Below are 16,969 nucleotides of genomic sequence, written 5' to 3' on the forward strand. Positions count from 1 at the left end.
TCTGGAGCCGTGCCGGACGACGTGGGGGGCAGGCCGTTCCCGGACGGCTGGGAGCCCGACGACGACCGCGGGGGCGCGGACGAGGACTTCGCCTCCGTGGTATTCGACGAGGACTTCGTACGGGCCGCCGAGATCCATGAACCCACCGCGGTGGAGCGGCTGCTGGCGGCTGCGCAGGCGCGCGCCGAGGCCGAGGCGTCCCGGGCGCGGGCGGGCGGCGGTCCGCCGGACGACGAGCTCTATGACGAGGGATACGGGCCGGGCGGCGCGTACGGCCGCGGGAGCGCCTATGGCGACCGGCTGGACCCCGATGACGACGACACGTACGGCAGCGGCCCCTATGGGCGCCACGGCGGCGCCCTGCGCCCCTACCGGGGTGCGGCGCGCTGGCACCGGCCGGTGGCCTGGCTGCTCGCCGTCCTGATGGGCATCGGAATGGTCGCGCTGGCCTTCAGCGCCGTCTACCGCAACACCTCGGGCAGCCGTCAGGACCCCGCCCCGCCGCCCGCCACCACCGGCGTGGACAGTGGCCCCGGCCCCGTACCCAGCGCCATCCCGTCGGCCTCGGCCGCCTTCCTCCGCCCCACGGTCTCAGCGGTCCCACGCCCGTCCTGAGGGCGGTCGGCCGGGGTCCGGGGCAACTCTCGGGCGGTTCTCTCGCGGCTGGGCGTTTACCCCGGTCGTAATCGACCTACCCTGAAGGTGTGACCCCTCTCTCCGAGGGGGCTTCTCACTCGTCCGCACATGCGACGTCATGCGAACTCATGACGGGCAGGCCCTGTCCGAAGCCATTCGGCCGAAGCAGAGCGAAGCGTTTCGGCCCAGGTCGGTGACGTGGAGTCGGGAGAAGTCATGGCAGACCGCGGAGAACCACCAGAAGGTCCGCCCGAGAGCGCGCCGGGCGGCGGTGAGGACGAGTACCGGTCACTCGTCTTCGACGAGTCGTTCGTGCGTGCTGCCCGGCTGAAGGAATTCTCCGCCCAGGAGCGCATGGGGGACCATGCCCGTGCCGTACGCAGCCTCCCGGCCCGGGGCTTCCGGGCCGGGAGCAAGGCCGCCATCGCCCTGGTCCTCCTGATCGCCCTGGCCTTCGGAACCGCCGTGTACATGGGCTTCCGCCATCCCTACCAGGCGCCCGTCGGCAGAAGGGCCGAACCTCTGAGGTCGACCGTCGTGCCCCTGGCTCCCCAGGGTGCCGTACCCGGCGGAACCGCCGCCGGCCTCCTCGCGAAGAGCCCCGCCGCACAGTTCGAAACAGGTGCTGCAGGCATCAATCTGCCGGCGATCCGAGGGACGGACAATTTCTCGGACAGTCAGGTGGCGACGGCCCTGACCACGGTCAAGGACTACCTGGTGGCGTCCTCGCTCGACCCCGACGTCCTCACCGGCGATGCGGTGCGGCCGGTGGAACTGCTGCTCGACCCGGACCAGATGGCCCAGTTCGACCGCAGCATGAGCCGGCCGGACGATGACGGACAGCACGCCGTGACCGGCTGGCTGGTGCGGTTCGACCCGGCGAAGGTGGCACTGGCCGCTCCGGACGTACGGGTCCGGGGCACCCTGAGCTACACGGAGGCGGGGGCCGACACCCTGGAGGTGGTGTCGGACCACACGTTCACATACACGCTCCGCCCGGCCGTCTCGGGGCCCCAACGGGCAGGCGGCGCCTCGCTCTTCACCGTACGGCGCGAGCTGCACTTCCGCTTCGACCGGGAAGACCTGCGGCTGCACCGGCTGGAGCTGCGCAGCAGCTACGTACAGGCCGGACCGCAGGCGTGCCCGGCGGACACCACCGGTGCGCTGCGGCCGCTGCTCGCCGGGCAGCGCGCCGTCCCCCGAGGCCCCGCGGGCACCGACCCGTACGCGACGGACCGGCCCACGGCGGCGCTCTGCGGGACGCTGACGGTCAGCTCCCCGCCGTCCCCGGCTCATCAGGGGTCTCAGGCTCCTGGGGGCTCTCAGAGCCCGCGGAGCCGTCCGTAGTACCGCCCTTGCCGGCTGAGCCTCCGCCTCCTTGGCCGGTGAACTTGTCGCGGAGCTTGCCGCCCAGGTCTCCGGCGCCGCCCGCTATGTCGCCGACCAGCTTCATCAGCGGATCCTTGCTGGTACGCACCGTGTCCGCGTAGTGCGCCGCGGACTCCCGGAAGGAGTCCGTCACCGAGGTGTCCTTGTCCTCGTCGCGCCGCGGGTAGTGACCATCCATGATCCGCTGGTAGTCGCGGGTCTCGGACCACTTCTTCAGCTCGGCCGCGCGCACCGTGGTGAAGGGGTGCGAGCGGGGCAGCAGATTGAGGATCTTGAGCACCGAGTCGCGCAGATCGCCGCCCTTCTCGTACTCGTCGGCCTGGGCGAGGAAGGCGTCCACATTCATCTCGTGCAGATGATTGCCGCCCGCGATCTTCATCAGACCGCGCATCGATGCCTGCAGATCCTGCCCGACCAGCAGCCCCGCCCGGTCTGCCGACAGCTCCGACTTGCGGAACCACTCACGCAGTGCTGTCACGATCGCCATGATCGCGACATTGCCGAGCGGGATCCAGGCGACCTTCAACGCGATATTGGTGAGGAACAGCAGAATCGTGCGGTACACGGCGTGACCGGAGAGGGCGTGTCCCACCTCGTGGCCGATGACGGCCCGCATCTCCTCCTCGTCGAGCAGCTCCACCAGCCCCGTCGTCACCACGATGATCGGCTCGTCGAGACCGATGCACATGGCATTGGGCTGCGGGTCCTGGTTGACGTACATCGGCGGGACCTTCTCCAGGTCCAGGATGTAACAGGCGTCCCGCAGCATGTCGTTGAGATGGACGAACTGCGCGTCGCTCACCCGGACGGAGTCGGACAGGAAGAGCAGCCGCAGGCTGCGCTCGGGCAGCAGACCGCTCAGTGTCTTGAACACGGTGTCGAAACCGCTCAGCTTGCGCAGGGCCACCAGGGCCGAGCGGTCCGCCGGGTGTTCGTAGGCCCGGGACGAGATCCCTGCGAAACGCCTGCGCTGCCTGCTCGGCACGTTCTCGTGGCTCTCGTGGCTGCGTTCGGTCATGAATGGGCCCCCTGTTCGTACGAGACGTCGCTCGCCCCCTGACAAATCCCAGCGTAGGTGCTGGGGCTACGGTGTGCGGGGGGCTGTGGATAACTGAGGAGACGCCCGACATGCCGCATACCGTTGCTCTGCTTGCCGCCGCATCCGGGGATCAGGGGCCCGGCAACACGCTCCGTATCGTGCTGCTCGCCTCGCTCGTCGGAGCTGTCCTGCTCGGCTGGTTCCTGCTCCGCGGATACCGCAACGACGACAACAACGACTGAGTCGGCGTGAGCGTGCCCGGGGCGCCCGCATACGATGTGCGCGACGTCTTCCTTCCGACTCCCGATCGATAGGTCCTGCCGAAGATGAGCCTCACGAGCACCGCGCACCAGCTGGTCACTCTCGCCGCCGAGGGCGGCGAGCACGGTGGCAACCACGAAAGCCTCAGCCCGTATGTCACCGGAGGCGGTGCGTTCGTCGTGCTGCTCCTCCTGCTGTGGATCACCACTCGCTTCAACCGCGACCGCTGAGGCGGAGGCGTACAGCTGTGCCAGTAGGCTCTGCACGCATGGGAGAGCAGGAAGTGCCTACCGGCCGTGGAAAGCGCCGAATCGGCGTGATGGGCGGGACGTTTGACCCGATTCATCATGGACACCTGGTGGCGGCCAGCGAAGTGGCCGCCCAGTTCCACCTCGACGAGGTGATCTTCGTACCGACCGGGCAGCCGTGGCAGAAGAGCCACAAGAACGTCTCCCCGGCCGAGGACCGCTATCTGATGACGGTCATCGCGACGGCGTCCAACCCGCAGTTCTCGGTCAGCCGGAGCGACATCGACCGCAGCGGTCCGACGTACACCATCGACACGCTGCGGGACCTGCGCGCGATCCACGACGACGCGGACCTCTTCTTCATCACCGGCGCCGACGCGCTCTCCCAGATCCTCACCTGGCGGGACGCCGACGAACTGTTCTCGCTCTCCCACTTCATCGGTGTGACGCGGCCGGGGCATGTGCTCACGGACCCCGGTCTGCCGGAGGGCGGGGTCTCCCTCGTGGAGGTGCCCGCGCTCGCGATCTCGTCCACGGACTGCCGTGAGAGGGTCGCGCAGGGCGAGCCGGTCTGGTACTTGGTGCCGGACGGTGTGGTCCGCTACATCGACAAGCGCCAGCTGTACCGCGGCGAATGAGCCACGCAGAGGGGCACCGGTGAACGACCGACAGAACCCGTACGACCCGTACTACCAGCAGCCGCAGATCATCGGCTACGACGAGTACGGACAGCCGGTGTATCAGCAGCCCGGACAGCAGGCGTACGACCCGTATGCGCCTCAGCAGCCCCAGCAGCAGCCGCATCAGGCCGACCAGGGGTACGGATACGACCCGTACGCCCAGCCTCAGCAGCCGCAGCCCGTGCAGCCGCAGCCGTACGACCCGTACGCCTCACAGCAGCCCCAGCAACCGCAACAGCCTCAGCAGCAGGCATACGGCGGCTACGACGGCTATGGCTACGACACCGGCCGGCAGCCCGCCGCGGTCGACACCACTCAGCAGTGGAACATCCCGCAGCAGGCCGCCGCGCAGCCGTCCCCGCCCGCACCCGCGCCGGCCCGGCAGGAACCCGAGCCCGAGCCGGACTTCGAGGCCAAGCCGGAACCGGCCGTCCCCGGGCAGCGCCGAGCCGACCGCGACGACCGCACCGAGCAGTTCTCCTTCATCGAGGAGCCCGACGAGGACTCCGAAGACGTCATCGACTGGCTGAAGTTCACCGAGAGCCGCAGCGAGCGGCGCGAGGAGGCACGGCGTCGCGGCCGCAACCGCATGGTCGCGCTGATAGTCGTGGTGGTCCTGGTCGTGGTCGGCGGTGTCGGCTACCTCTGGTCCGCCGGAAAGATCCCAGGCATCTCCGGCTCGGAGAAGGACAACACGGCATCGACGGGCCCGCAGCAGCGGGACGTCATCGTCGTTCATCTGCACAACACCAAGAAGGGTGGCACCTCCACGGCGCTGCTCGTCGACAATGTGACGACCAAGCAGGGGACCACGGTCCTGCTCCCCAACTCGCTCTCGGTCTCCGACGACGAGGGCGTCACGACCACCCTCGGCAAGTCCGTCGAGGACGACGGCACCACCGGCACCCGCGATTCCATCGACACGCTGCTCGGCACCAAGATCAGCGGTACCTGGCGGCTCGACACCCCCTATCTGGAGACCCTCGTCGATCTGGTCGGCAGCATCGAGGTCGACACCGACACCGAAGTGCCCGACACGAAGAAGGGCGCTTCCCCCCTGGTGAAGAAGGGTGAGGCGCAGACCCTGAGCGGTCAGATGGCCGTCGCGTACGCCACCTACCGGGCACCCGGTGAGGCCGAGGCGAAGCAGCTCATGCGGTTCGGGGAGGTCATGTGGGGCGTTCTGCGAAAGATCTCGGACGACCCGAAGGTCGCCACGGTCACTGTGCAGACGCTCGCGCAGATCCTCGACCCGTCGCTCCCCGAGAAGGACCTCGGCGCCTCCCTGGCGAAGCTCGCCCAGCATGCCAAGATCGGCGACTACAAGACGGCACTGCTGCCCGTGCAGGCCGACGGCACCCTCACCGACGCGGCCACCGAGAGCGTCGTCAAGGACATCCTGGGCGGCACGGTGAAGGCTCCGGACGCCGGTGCGGCGGTGCGGGTCGGGATCAAGAACGCTACCGGTGACAAGGACGGCACGGAGTCCGCCCGGATCAAGCTGGTCAACGGCGGCTATGCCTTCGTCGGCGGCGGAACGGCCGAGACCGCGGCGCTGTCCGAGGTCGTCTACAAGACCGCGGCGGACAAGGACAAGGCGACGCAGGTCGCCAAGACCCTGGGCCTGCCGACGAGCGCGCTGAAGCAGGGCAAGCCCGCCGCGAACGCGGATGTGTCCGTCGTGCTCGGCCAGAACTACGAGATCAAATGACCGGGACCGCACCGCCCGGATGATGTCGATTCGATCTTCGAACGTTCGCTGCGTGGGCTGTCGGCGGTCCGTGAGACCCTAGAGGTTGATCTGACCGCCGACGAAAGCCTGCTTGTGACCGCCACGGACCGCTCCATCGAGCTCATCAACGCCGCCGCTCAGGCGGCCGCCGACCGGCTCGCGCACGACATCATTGCGTACGACGTCAGCGACGTGCTGTCGATCACAGACGCCTTCCTGCTGGCTTCGGCCCCCAACGACCGCCAGGTCAAGTCGATCGTCGACGAGATCGAGGAGCGGCTCCAGAAGGAACTCGGTGCCAAGCCGGTACGCCGTGAGGGCGACCGCGACGCGCGCTGGATCCTCCTCGACTACGTCGACATCGTCATCCACGTCCAGCACAGCGAGGAGCGGGTCTTCTACGCGCTGGAGCGCCTCTGGAAGGACTGCCCCGAGATCGCGCTGCCCGAGGACGCCGTCAAGACCCGAGGCAAGGCCGCGGAGCACACCCAGCTCACCGGCAGCACGGAAGGTGAGCAGAGCTGAACGGCAGCGGAAGCGGCAGGGGCCGCAGGGTCGTCCTCTGGCGGCACGGTCAGACGGCATGGAATCTGGAGCGCCGGTTCCAGGGCTCCACGGACATCGCGCTCACCGAGGCCGGCGTCGGGCAGGCCCAGCGGGCCGCCCGGCTGCTCGCCTCGCTGAAGCCGGATGCGATCGTCGCCTCCGATCTTCAGCGGGCGGCGGCCACGGCTGCCGAGCTCGCCGCGATCACCGGCCTCGAAGTAGCGCACGACGCGGGACTGCGCGAGACCTACGCGGGTGCCTGGCAGGGCCTCACCCACGAGGAGATCGTCGGGCAGTACGGCGAGCAGTACGCCGCATGGAAGCGCGGCGAGCCCGTGCGCCGCGGTGGCGGTGAGCTGGAGACCGAGGTCGCCGACCGGGCCGCCCCGGTCGTACTCGGACACGCCGAGAAGCTGCCCGACGGCGGCACGCTTGTCGTGGTCAGCCACGGCGGCACCATCCGCACCACCATCGGTCGGCTGCTGGGCCTGGAGTCGCACCACTGGGAAGGGCTCGGAGGGCTCTCCAACTGCTGCTGGTCGGTGCTGGGCGAGGGCGCTCGGGGCTGGCGTCTGCTGGAGCACAACGCCGGCACGCTGCCGGAGCCGGTGCTCGGCGACGACACGTAGGAGCGCCAGGGCCCGGGAGTGCCGGGACCCGGGAGTGCCGGGGCCTGCCTGCGGGGCGGGCCCGGACGGCGCTCGGAGGCCAGCCCCGGGCGGCGTCGGCCGGATTTCACTTTCTGGCTGGTCACAGGCTAAAGTTCTTCTTGTTCGCAGCGCGGAAACGCAGGGAAACACAGCGAACAGCGGGGCTATAGCTCAGTTGGTAGAGCGCCTGCATGGCATGCAGGAGGTCAGGAGTTCAATTCTCCTTAGCTCCACAATCAAGATCCCGTCCCCGCCAGGGGGCGGGATCTTTGCGTTCCCCCTGATTGCCTGGCCCTCGGTTCCTTCCGGTCCTTCCGGCCGCCTGACCGCGTGTCCGGTCACGCCTGCCGGCGCCGCCGCAGCGCCGCCACTTGCTCCCCGCTCTCCTCGTCGGCCGGGGTGTAGGCCACGATCCGGCACTCCGGCAGCCCGTTGACGGACAGCGACACCGAGGTCATCCGTATCTCGGCGGTCGCCGCCCAGTGCCGGAAGGTCTTCACCCGTGGTCCCGGCGGGGCGACATCCCCGCTGCGCCACAGCTCGGCGAAGTACGGGCTGGCGGCCGAGAGCTGTTCGACGAACGACTCCCAGGCGAGCTCGCCCGTATGGCGCCCGTAGGCACCCCGCAGCGTCGCCACCATGATCGGCAGTTCCTGGGTCCGGTGGACGACGGGACAGGCCTCCTCGGACACCGTGAACAGTGTCCACAGCACATTGCGTATGCCCGTCCCCGCCAATTCGTGGATGCCGAACAGGTCGCGGTAGGCGGGGTTGGTGGCCAGGACGTCGTACCGCGCGTTGTAGACCACGGCGGGGTGCGGATCGAGCGCGTCGATGATGCCCTGGATCTCGGGCCCCACCTCTATCGCGTCGGTCTGTCTGCCCGGGGCGTAGGCCACCTCCGCCAGGTGGTAGAGGTGCTCGCGCTCCGGCGGGTCCAGCCGGAGGGTGCGCGCCACGGCGTCCAGGACCTGCGGTGAAGCGTTGATCGGACGGCCCTGTTCCAGCCAGGTGTACCAGGTGACACCGACGCCGGAGAGCTGTGCGACCTCCTCGCGGCGCAGGCCCGGGGTGCGGCGGCGCAGCCCCGGCGCCATGCCCACATCTGCGGGTGTCACCCGCGCCCGGCGGTTGCGCAGAAAAGCCGCGAGCTCCGGACGCCGCCGGTGCTGGCCCTGCTGATGCGTCGTCACCGTTGTCACACCCCCATCGTCGGCGCCCCGCACGGGAGTTGCCAGGTGCTGTCAGTACCAGCATCAGCGGGCTCTCGTTACCCGTATTCGACCGGGGTCAGGCTCGATGCCATGACGACGGCCTCAGAGGCAACTCCACGTTCCGTAACCAGTAAAGACGCCACCACTGACAAACGCCCCGGGAGAGTGCTTGCCCTGGTGCTCGCGGCTCAGTTCATGGCACTGCTCGACATCTTCATCGTCAACGTCGCCGCCCCGACGATCCGGAGCGAACTCGGCGCCTCCGGAGCCGGGTTGCAGCTCATCGTGGCCGGCTACACCATCACGTACGCCGTGCTGCTCATCACCGGCGCCAGGCTCGGCGGTCTGCTCGGGCACGGCCGGGCCCATCTGGCCGGACTCGCCGTCTTCACAGCCGCCTCGCTGGCCTGCGGACTCGCCGCCGGAACCGGGCAGTTGATCGCCTTCCGGCTGATCCAGGGAGCGGGGGCGGCGGTGATGATTCCGCAGGTGCTCACCCTCATCCAGCGCCACTTCGCCGGCGAGGCGCGGATCCGGGCGCTCGGTGCCTACAGCGCGGTGCTCGCCACCGGCGCGGCCGCCGGGCAGGTGGTCGGCGGGGTGCTGGTCAGCGCCGATCTGTTCGGCGCGGGCTGGCGGCCGGTCTTCCTGGTGAATGTGCCGATCGGGCTGGTTCTGCTGGTGCTCGGCATCCGCGTGCTGCCCAGCGAACCGCGCACGGGGGCCGCCAGGGCCCAGGCGCGGGCCCGCGGACTCGATCTGCCGGGGCTGGTGCTGCTCGCCGCCGCAGTCACACTGCTCACCGTCCCCCTGGTGCTCGGGCAGGAGTTGGACTGGCCGGTCTGGTCCTGGGTCTGCATGGTCGCCTCCGTGGCGTTCTTCGCCGGGTTTGTCGGGTACGAGTCACGGCTGGCCGCGCGCGGTGGTGCGCCCCTGGTCGCGCCCAGGGTGCTGCGCATCCCCGGCATGGCGCGGGCGGCGCTGCGCGTTCTTGTGGTGATGGCGATCAACGCGGGCTTCCTTTTCGCGATGACGCTGCACGTCCAGGGCGGTCTGGGCTATTCGGCGCTGCGCGCGGGGCTGATGTTCGCACCGACCGCGCTGGTGTTCGGTGCGATCGGGCTGACCTGGCGCCGGTGGCCCGCGCGGTTCCAAGGGGCCCTGGTTCCGGGCGGGTTCGCCCTGGTGGCCGTCGCCTCCGTGGCCATCGGGCTGCTGATGCGGGACGGCGGCGACGGCGGGCTCTGGCTGTATGCGGCCTTCGCGATCATGGGCAGCGGCATGGCACTGGGCTTCAGCCCCACCCTTACGGGGGCATTGGCGAACGTACGTCCGGAAGATGCGGCTGATGCGAGCGGTGTATTGGTGACCGTCACCCAACTCGGCCAGCTGATCGGGGTCGCGGCATTCGGCACGCTCTATCTCAACCGCCTTGATACGCCAGGGGCGCAGGGGTCGGGGCATGCCCTGTGGGCATGCGCTCTCGCGTTGTCGGTGGCCGCGATCGCAGGTGCGTCGGCGGGTCTCGTACGGCGTCGGTGACCGGCCGGATGTCCGGCGGGCTGACCCCCTTGCGGGGTCATGGCAGAATCGGACCGCCGGAGGGGGCGACGGACCGAACGGGAGGGAGCGCGCGATGCCTGCGAGCCGCCACGAGGTCCCGGACCTGCCCCTTGTCCCCGAACGCCGCGCCGGCGCCGGTCGTCCTGCCGGTGATCCGTCCCATGCGGTCCAAGTGCTCGGCGGGAACGGCGAAGTCCCCTGCGTGTGTACCGCCCGTGGCCAAAGCCGGAGCTGACTCATGGGTGCACACAGGCGGAAGTGCGACTGGTGCGGCAGCGGTACGCCCATCGTCAGGGACATGGATCCGATCAATCCGGAGTACCAGTACTGGTGCGAGGAGTGTGCGCGGGCGCTGATCATAAAGGGCGACCCGATCGAGACCTACCGGGAGCTGGAGGGGGAGCCGATCTACGGGCGGCTGTTGGAGGAGCACTGCGCGCTCAAGCGCTTCTACTCCTTCGCCACCGCGTGAACCCCCTCGCCGTCACGTGACCAAGATGCCGCAAAATCGGCTAAAACCGTGCAGACGGGAAACGATTTGGTGGAGTGGTGGGGTCACCGGTAATGTTCTCGATGTCGCCACGGGGAACCGGGCGGTACGCAGCACGGGGCTATAGCTCAGTTGGTAGAGCGCCTGCATGGCATGCAGGAGGTCAGGAGTTCAATTCTCCTTAGCTCCACAGTGAAGAAATGAGAAGCGGGTCATCCTCACGGGATGACCCGCTTCTCGTGTACGTGCTTCTCGTGTACGTACGTCAACCGCGGCCGCTGCCAAGAGCCTTCCGGCCGATGACCGGCGGCAGCGCGGGGCGTTCCGCCGCCTCCTGCTCGATGCGGAGCGCAAGCGCGGGACATCGGCGCACCGCACGCTGTGCGCGCCCCCTCAGATGCATCGGAACCGCTGCGTCCGCGAGCGCCGGGTAGCCGTCGGGGCCCAGCCTGATCAGCTCGGGGACGATGTCCGCGCAGAGCCCGTGGCCCTGGCAGAGCGTCCAGTCCACCGCCAGCCGCCCGCCGCTCGGAATGGACTCCTCCAGGCCCGGCCGGCCGGGTGCGGGAAGGGGCAGGACCCCGAGCGTCTCGCGGCCGCAGCCGCCGTCCAGGACATGGGCCGCCAGGTCGTCCGTGAAGGCGGACAGCGTCGAGGTCAGAAAGCGCGCCGAGCCGTCCGGATGCTTGCACGCGCCCCGGCCCTTCACCGCCCGGGTCACCTCGCGCAGCGCCTCCAGGGCTGCGGGCCCGCCGCCGTTCAGCACGTCGGACAGCCCGCCCGCCGCGGCCGGCAGCCCCAGCTTGCAAGGACCGCACTGGCCCGCGGTCTCGGCGGCGAGCCAGTTCGCCACCCGCAGGGACTCGCCGAGCGGGCAGCTCTCGGGGCCGATCGGCAAGATCGCTCCCGCTCCCAGCGCGCCGCCGGCCGCGGCCAGGGACTCCCGGGAGACCACGGCGTCGTGCGAGGCCATCGCATCGATCCAGTTGCCGTGATAGCCGCCGGTCAGCACGCCCTGCGGCAACGGCGGCGCACCGGCCAGCTGCAGCACGTACCGCAGCGGCACACCCGTGGGCACCTCGATGACCATCGGGCGCGAGACGGCTCCGGAGAGGGTGAGCAGCACGGTGCCGGGTTCGTCGGGCAGACCGGTGTGCCCGTAGCGGCGGGCGCCGATCCGGGCGGCGACGGCGAGCTGCGCGTACGTCTCCGCGTTCGACAGCAGGGTCGGGGCGCCCGAGACACCCGACTCGGCGGCGCGCTCACGGCGGCCGGGCGGCAGGGCAGGGCCGCCGCTCGCCGCCCGGATGACCGCCGAGGCCTCCCCGGAGACCATCCGCTCGGGGGTGCGCACCACCCGGGCGCGCAGCTGCTGGCCACGCCGGTCGGACAGGCCCCGCTCGGCGAGGGCGGCGCGCACGGAGATCTCCGTGGAGTTACGGGTGACGGCGACGATCAGCGTACGGGCACCCAGCGCCTCGGCTGCCAGGAGTGCGCCGTCCAGGATGAGGTGCGGGGCGCGGTTGAGCAGCACGGTGTCCTTGCGGCAGGCGGGTTCGCCCTCGCTGCCGTTGATCACGACGACGGGGCGTACACCGCGCCGGATGGATGCCTTGGCGACCGCCCGCAGCTTCCTCCCGAACGGGAATCCGGCACCGCCTCGGCCGCGCAGCGAGATGGTCTCGGCGAGCTCGGCGAGGCGCTCGCCGGTCATCGGTTCGAGCGGCCCGTGCACCTTCAGGTGCATGGCGAGGTCCAGCCGCTCGACCAGGTCGAAGCCGGTGGTCAGCTGGGGGAGACCGACGACGCGGACTTCGGGGACGTCGGGGAGAGGGATGTTCACGGTCGGTCTCCTGCGGGTGCGTGCCAGGGTTCTCCGGCCGGGGGCGGAAAGAACGGACCCGGCGGGGGTGCGGGTTCGTAGAAGGGGCGCAATGTCTGTGTGGGGTCGGGCAGGGGGCGGAGTGCCTGTGCCGGTGGTGCGGGTGACGGCATGGGCCACCGGCCCGCCGACTGCTGCGGGCTCTGCCCGGGGGGAGGAACCGGGGTTTCGGCGGCCAGCGAGACCGCACGGTAGGCGGCGGCGATCCCGGGGCCGGGGCCCCAGGGGGCGGCGGATGCGCCTGAGCCTGCCGCAACTGTGCCCGTATCCGTATCCGTATCCGTATCCGTATCCGTGGCCGGGCCCGTCGGGAGGCGGTCGGAGCTGCGTGGCGGGGCCTCGTACAACGGCGGGGCAGGCGCGGAGAGGGCGGTGCGGGGGCGCTCGAAGGACGACGGCAACGGGGTGCCGCGCAGACCCCGGCCGAATGCCTCGCGGCCCGTCCCGTTCGCGCCCGGCGCTTCCCGACCCGTCCCGGCGCCGAGCGGAAGTACACCCTCCGTACCGGGAAGCGGGGTTGCACGTACCACCGGTTCCGGTTCGGCGGGTGGAGTGTCCGGCTTGATCAGAGCGGTGACCAGGCCGGTGACCCGGCGCTTGGCCGAAGGCGGGAGCAGGCGCAGGCACAGGGCGCCGGCCACCGCGAGCAGACAGAGGCTGTACATCACCACGACCCAGGTCGCCGGCGGCCGGCCCACGTACAGGCCGTGCACCAGCGCCGCGCACCACGCCGGATAGGACAGCGCGTGAAGGGCGCGCCAGCGGCCCGCGATCCTGCTGGGGGCGGCAAAGGCGCTGCGTAGTGCGCCGGTCGCGGCGGTGACCACCATCAGCAGCCCGGCCAGCGAGCCGAAACCGATCAGCCCCGCCGTCCCGCGCACACCGAGGCCGAAGGGTATGAGCGCGCCGATCAGCGCCACATGCCCGAGCGCGACCTTCACGGTGACATGGAGCAGCAGGAAGCCGAGCGAGGCGGCGGCAGCGGCACGGTGGACGCCCTGAGCGAGCAGTCGATGCCGCGAGGAGAGGAACAGCCGGTCGGTGGCGAGCAGGCCCCAGCCCACCGCGGCGGTGAGCGAGACCAGCGAGAGGACGCCGGTCGTGAAGTCGAGGGTGGCGCGCAAGTCGTCGCTCCCTGCGACGGCGAGCAGAGGGATGAGAACCAGCACGGCGACGGTCAGTCCGCCCTGCATCGGGCGGCTCATGCCCGGGCTCATGGTGGGGGATGAGCGGATCTTGCGATGAGGGTTCATGGGGGCGACTCCGAATAGTTCGGCAAAGCGGTCCCGTTGCGGCATGCTAAGTCGCTCCATACCGGCCAGTACGGGCTTTGATCGGTTGCCCCGGTACAGGGCGGTACGCGGAGTAACCCCCGCTTCCCGGACGTTCCGCCGTACGGTCGCTCCCGCCGCCCCGTCCACGGACCGGTCGTGCCCGGCCCGGCTCCGGGCCCGTGCGATACCCTGGCGCCATGCGTGCCGTACGCCTTCTGCTTAGCGAGCCGCGCTGATCAGTCCCGACCGGTGAGAATGCCTGGTCGGAATCGGCGCGGCGTCCCCTCCTGTGCGAGGGGATTTTTCGTTTCCGTAGACGCGTGTCCGTAGACATGGGCGCCGGCAGATGACGATCGATGGAGCTTTGAGGATCATGAGCGAGACGAATTCCGCAGCCGAGACGGCTGCGCCGCACCGCTACACGGCGGCGATGGCCGCCGACATCGAGGCACGCTGGCAGGACTTCTGGGACGCCGAGGGCACGTACGAGGCGCCGAATCCGACCGGTGACCTGGCGGGCAATCCGGAACTGGCCGCCAAGCCGAAGAAGTTCATCATGGACATGTTCCCGTACCCCTCGGGTGCAGGCCTGCACGTCGGTCACCCACTGGGCTACATCGCCACCGATGTCTTCGCCCGCCACCAGCGGATGACCGGGCACAACGTGCTGCACACCCTGGGCTTCGACGCCTTCGGCCTGCCCGCGGAGCAGTACGCCGTGCAGACCGGCACACACCCGCGGGTCTCCACCGTGGCCAACATCGAGAACATGACCGCCCAGCTGCGCCGGCTGGGCCTGGGCCACGACAAGCGCCGCTCGTTCGCCACGATCGAGTCGGAGTACTACAAGTGGACCCAGTGGATCTTCCTGCAGATCTTCAACTCCTGGTACGACACCGAGGCCGACCGGGCCCGCCCGGTCGGCGAGCTGGTCGCCCAGTTCGAGAGCGGTTCGCGCCCCACCCCGGACGGCCGTGACTGGAGTGCGCTGAGCGCCGCCGAGCGCGCGGACGTCCTGGGCGAGTACCGCCTGGCGTACGCCTCCGACGCGCCGGTCAACTGGTCGCCGGGCCTGGGCACCGTACTGGCCAATGAAGAGGTGACGGCCGACGGCCGTTCCGAGCGCGGCAACTTCCCCGTCTTCAAGGCCAAGCTGCGCCAGTGGAACATGCGCATCACCGCCTACGCCGACCGGCTGCTGAACGACCTGGACGGGCTGGACTGGCCCGAGGCCATCAAGCTGCAGCAGCGCAACTGGATCGGGCGTTCCGAAGGCGCACGCGTCGACTTCCCGGTCGACGGTGCGGGCGGCATCACCGTCTTCACCACCCGCCAGGACACCCTGTTCGGTGCCACCTACATGGTGCTGGCGCCCGAGCACGAGCTGGTCGAGCGGATCATTCCGGCCGCCTGGCCCGAGGGCACCCACCCGGTGTGGACCGGCGGGCACGCGTCCCCGGCCGAGGCCGTCGCCGCGTACCGCAAGCTGGCCGCCGCCAAGTCCGACGTGGAGCGGCAGGCCGAGGCCAAGGACAAGACCGGTGTCTTCACCGGTGCGTACGCGACCAACCCGGTCAGCGGCGAGAAGGTGCCCGTCTTCATCGCCGACTACGTCCTGATGGGGTACGGCACCGGCGCGATCATGGCGGTCCCGGCGCACGATGCGCGCGACTTCGCCTTCGCGCGCGCCTTCGAGCTGCCGATGCGCTGTGTCGTCGAGCCGTCGGACGACCGCGGTACGGACCCCTCGACGTGGGACGACGCCTTCGCCTCGTACGAAGCGAAGCTGGTCAACTCCGCCAATGACGAGATCTCGCTGGACGGTCTGGGCGTCGTAGACGCCAAGGCGAAGATCACCGAGTGGCTGAAGGCGCACGGCGTCGGTGAGGGCACCGTCAACTTCCGGCTGCGCGACTGGCTGTTCAGCCGTCAGCGCTACTGGGGCGAGCCCTTCCCGATCGTCTACGACGAGGACGGCATCGCCCACCCGCTGCCCGAGTCGATGCTGCCCCTGGAACTGCCGGAGGTCGACGACTACTCGCCGCGGACCTTCGACCCCGAGGACGCCGACACCCAGCCCGAGACCCCGCTGTCCCGGAACGCCGACTGGGTCAACGTCACCCTGGACCTGGGTGACGGCAACGGCCCGAAGAAGTACCGCCGCGAGACCAACACCATGCCCAACTGGGCGGGCTCCTGCTGGTACGAGCTGCGCTACCTGGACCCGAACAACGGCCGTCAGCTGGTCGATCCGGCGATCGAGCAGTACTGGATGGGCCCGCGCGAGGGACAGCCGACCGGTGGCGTCGACCTGTACGTCGGCGGCGCCGAGCACGCCGTACTGCACCTGCTGTACGCCCGCTTCTGGTCCAAGGTGCTGCACGACCTGGGACACATCTCGTCCGCCGAGCCGTTCCACAAGCTGTACAACCAGGGCATGATCCAGGCATTCGTCTACCGGGACAGCCGCGGCATCGCGGTCCCGGCGGCCGAGGTCGAGGAGCGGGACGGAAAGTTCTACTACCAGGGTGAGAAGGTCAGCCGCGTCCTGGGCAAGATGGGCAAGTCCCTGAAGAACGCCGTCACACCGGACGAGATCTGCGCCGAGTACGGTGCGGACACGCTGCGCCTGTACGAGATGGCGATGGGCCCCCTGGACGTGTCGCGGCCGTGGGACACGCGTGCCGTCGTCGGCCAGTACCGGCTGCTGCAGCGGCTGTGGCGCAACGTCGTGGACGAGGAGACCGGTGAGGTCACCGTCGTCGACACGGAGCCGGGCGAGGAGACGCTGCGGGCGCTGCACAAGGCGATCGACGGGGTCGGCCAGGACATGGCCGGGATGCGCTTCAACACGGCCATCGCCAAGGTCACCGAGCTGAACAACCACCTGACCAAGGCCGGCGGCCCGCTGTCCCGGAGTGTCGCCGAGTCGCTGGTGCTGCTGGTGGCGCCGCTGGCGCCGCACATCGCCGAGGAGCTGTGGCGCCGGCTGGGCCACACCGAGTCGGTCGTGCACCAGGACTTCCCGGTCGCCGACCCGGCGTACGTAGTGGACGAGACCGTGACCTGCGTCGTGCAGGTCAAGGGCAAGGTCAAGGCGCGCCTGGAGATCTCCCCGTCGATCGCGGACGAGGAACTGGAAGCACTGGCCCTGGCCGACCCGGCCGTGGTCGCGGCGCTGAACGGTGCGGGCATCCGCAAGGTGATCGTGCGCGCGCCGAAGCTGGTCAATATCGTCCCGGCGTGATGGCGCTGATCGTCCCGCGTGAGGGGGCTCATCGTCCCCGCGTGACGGTCGTCGCGTAACCGCTGGTTGCTGTACAGCGGTGTGGGGGCGTTCCCCTACGGGCAGGTTGGGGGTTCCG

General features: G+C 69.9%; 15 protein-coding genes and 2 tRNA genes. 13 read left to right on the plus strand and 4 right to left on the minus strand.

Features of this window, described 5'->3' with window-relative positions:
* Positions 1 to 9 precede the first annotated feature (9 nt).
* Entirely contained in the window at positions 10 to 615 is a 606-nt protein-coding gene (locus ACGFU7_RS22485) for a hypothetical protein (RefSeq protein ID WP_393697784.1), read from the plus strand.
* Positions 616 to 852: 237 nt separating this feature from the next.
* Positions 853 to 1,983 (plus strand): hypothetical protein, encoded by a 1,131-nt coding sequence (locus ACGFU7_RS22490; protein WP_393697785.1) that lies wholly within the window; start codon positions 853 to 855, stop codon positions 1,981 to 1,983.
* Here the strand turns inward: ACGFU7_RS22490 and ACGFU7_RS22495 are convergent.
* The gene (locus ACGFU7_RS22495) at positions 1,907 to 3,043 is read right to left on the minus strand and encodes a M48 family metallopeptidase (protein WP_393697786.1); all 1,137 of its coding nucleotides are present in this window, start codon (positions 3,041 to 3,043) and stop codon (positions 1,907 to 1,909) included. The genes ACGFU7_RS22490 and ACGFU7_RS22495 overlap by 77 nt on opposite strands.
* A 110-nt stretch (positions 3,044 to 3,153) precedes the next feature.
* On the opposite strand from ACGFU7_RS22495, the gene ACGFU7_RS22500 reads away from it, so the two are divergent.
* From ACGFU7_RS22500 to ACGFU7_RS22530, 7 genes are all read left to right on the plus strand, one after another.
* Positions 3,154 to 3,306, plus strand: coding sequence for a hypothetical protein (locus tag ACGFU7_RS22500; protein WP_326765550.1), 153 nt, complete (start codon positions 3,154 to 3,156; stop codon positions 3,304 to 3,306).
* A gap of 84 nt (positions 3,307 to 3,390) precedes the next feature.
* Positions 3,391 to 3,555 (plus strand): hypothetical protein, encoded by a 165-nt coding sequence (locus tag ACGFU7_RS22505; RefSeq protein WP_327367385.1) that lies wholly within the window; start codon positions 3,391 to 3,393, stop codon positions 3,553 to 3,555.
* 38 nt (positions 3,556 to 3,593) lie between these two features.
* Complete coding sequence (nadD, locus tag ACGFU7_RS22510) at positions 3,594 to 4,211, plus strand: nicotinate-nucleotide adenylyltransferase (RefSeq protein WP_393697787.1); 618 nt, start codon at positions 3,594 to 3,596, stop codon at positions 4,209 to 4,211.
* Between the two features lie 19 nt (positions 4,212 to 4,230).
* On the plus strand, positions 4,231 to 5,964 hold the full coding sequence (locus tag ACGFU7_RS22515) for an LCP family protein (protein WP_393697788.1): 1,734 nt from the start codon (positions 4,231 to 4,233) through the stop codon (positions 5,962 to 5,964).
* Positions 5,965 to 6,078: 114 nt separating this feature from the next.
* A complete protein-coding gene (rsfS, locus tag ACGFU7_RS22520) occupies positions 6,079 to 6,510 on the plus strand; it encodes a ribosome silencing factor (protein ID WP_393697789.1) in 432 nt (143 codons plus the stop codon).
* On the plus strand, positions 6,507 to 7,160 hold the full coding sequence (locus tag ACGFU7_RS22525) for a histidine phosphatase family protein (protein ID WP_393697924.1): 654 nt from the start codon (positions 6,507 to 6,509) through the stop codon (positions 7,158 to 7,160). The genes rsfS and ACGFU7_RS22525 overlap by 4 nt, the downstream gene beginning before the upstream one ends.
* Before the next feature lie 181 nt (positions 7,161 to 7,341).
* Positions 7,342 to 7,414, plus strand: a tRNA-Ala gene (locus tag ACGFU7_RS22530).
* Positions 7,415 to 7,519: 105 nt separating this feature from the next.
* Here the strand turns inward: ACGFU7_RS22530 and ACGFU7_RS22535 are convergent.
* Complete coding sequence (locus ACGFU7_RS22535) at positions 7,520 to 8,383, minus strand: helix-turn-helix transcriptional regulator (protein WP_393697790.1); 864 nt, start codon at positions 8,381 to 8,383, stop codon at positions 7,520 to 7,522.
* A gap of 102 nt (positions 8,384 to 8,485) precedes the next feature.
* Here ACGFU7_RS22535 and ACGFU7_RS22540 point away from each other — a divergent pair, with 102 nt between their 5' ends.
* From ACGFU7_RS22540 to ACGFU7_RS22550, 3 genes are all read left to right on the plus strand, one after another.
* A complete protein-coding gene (locus ACGFU7_RS22540; protein WP_393697791.1) occupies positions 8,486 to 9,937 on the plus strand; it encodes an MFS transporter in 1,452 nt (483 codons plus the stop codon).
* Between the two features lie 259 nt (positions 9,938 to 10,196).
* Positions 10,197 to 10,430, plus strand: coding sequence for a hypothetical protein (locus ACGFU7_RS22545; RefSeq protein ID WP_351784846.1), 234 nt, complete (start codon positions 10,197 to 10,199; stop codon positions 10,428 to 10,430).
* 135 nt (positions 10,431 to 10,565) lie between these two features.
* Positions 10,566 to 10,638, plus strand: a tRNA-Ala gene (locus tag ACGFU7_RS22550).
* 75 nt (positions 10,639 to 10,713) lie between these two features.
* Here the strand turns inward: ACGFU7_RS22550 and ACGFU7_RS22555 are convergent.
* Together ACGFU7_RS22555 and ACGFU7_RS22560 are read right to left on the minus strand one after the other, a co-directional pair.
* Positions 10,714 to 12,291, minus strand: a complete 1,578-nt coding sequence (locus ACGFU7_RS22555) for an NADH-ubiquinone oxidoreductase-F iron-sulfur binding region domain-containing protein (protein ID WP_393697792.1) — start codon at positions 12,289 to 12,291, stop codon at positions 10,714 to 10,716.
* On the minus strand, positions 12,288 to 13,535 hold the full coding sequence (locus ACGFU7_RS22560; protein WP_393697793.1) for a hypothetical protein: 1,248 nt from the start codon (positions 13,533 to 13,535) through the stop codon (positions 12,288 to 12,290). The genes ACGFU7_RS22555 and ACGFU7_RS22560 overlap by 4 nt, the downstream gene beginning before the upstream one ends.
* Before the next feature lie 442 nt (positions 13,536 to 13,977).
* Between ACGFU7_RS22560 and leuS the strand changes: the two genes are divergently transcribed.
* The gene (leuS, locus tag ACGFU7_RS22565) at positions 13,978 to 16,851 is read left to right on the plus strand and encodes a leucine--tRNA ligase (RefSeq protein WP_393697794.1); all 2,874 of its coding nucleotides are present in this window, start codon (positions 13,978 to 13,980) and stop codon (positions 16,849 to 16,851) included.
* Positions 16,852 to 16,969 lie beyond the last annotated feature (118 nt).

The sequence above is a fragment of the Streptomyces sp. NPDC048473 genome (assembly GCF_043200155.1).
Taxonomy (GTDB): Bacteria; Actinomycetota; Actinomycetes; order Streptomycetales; family Streptomycetaceae; genus Streptomyces.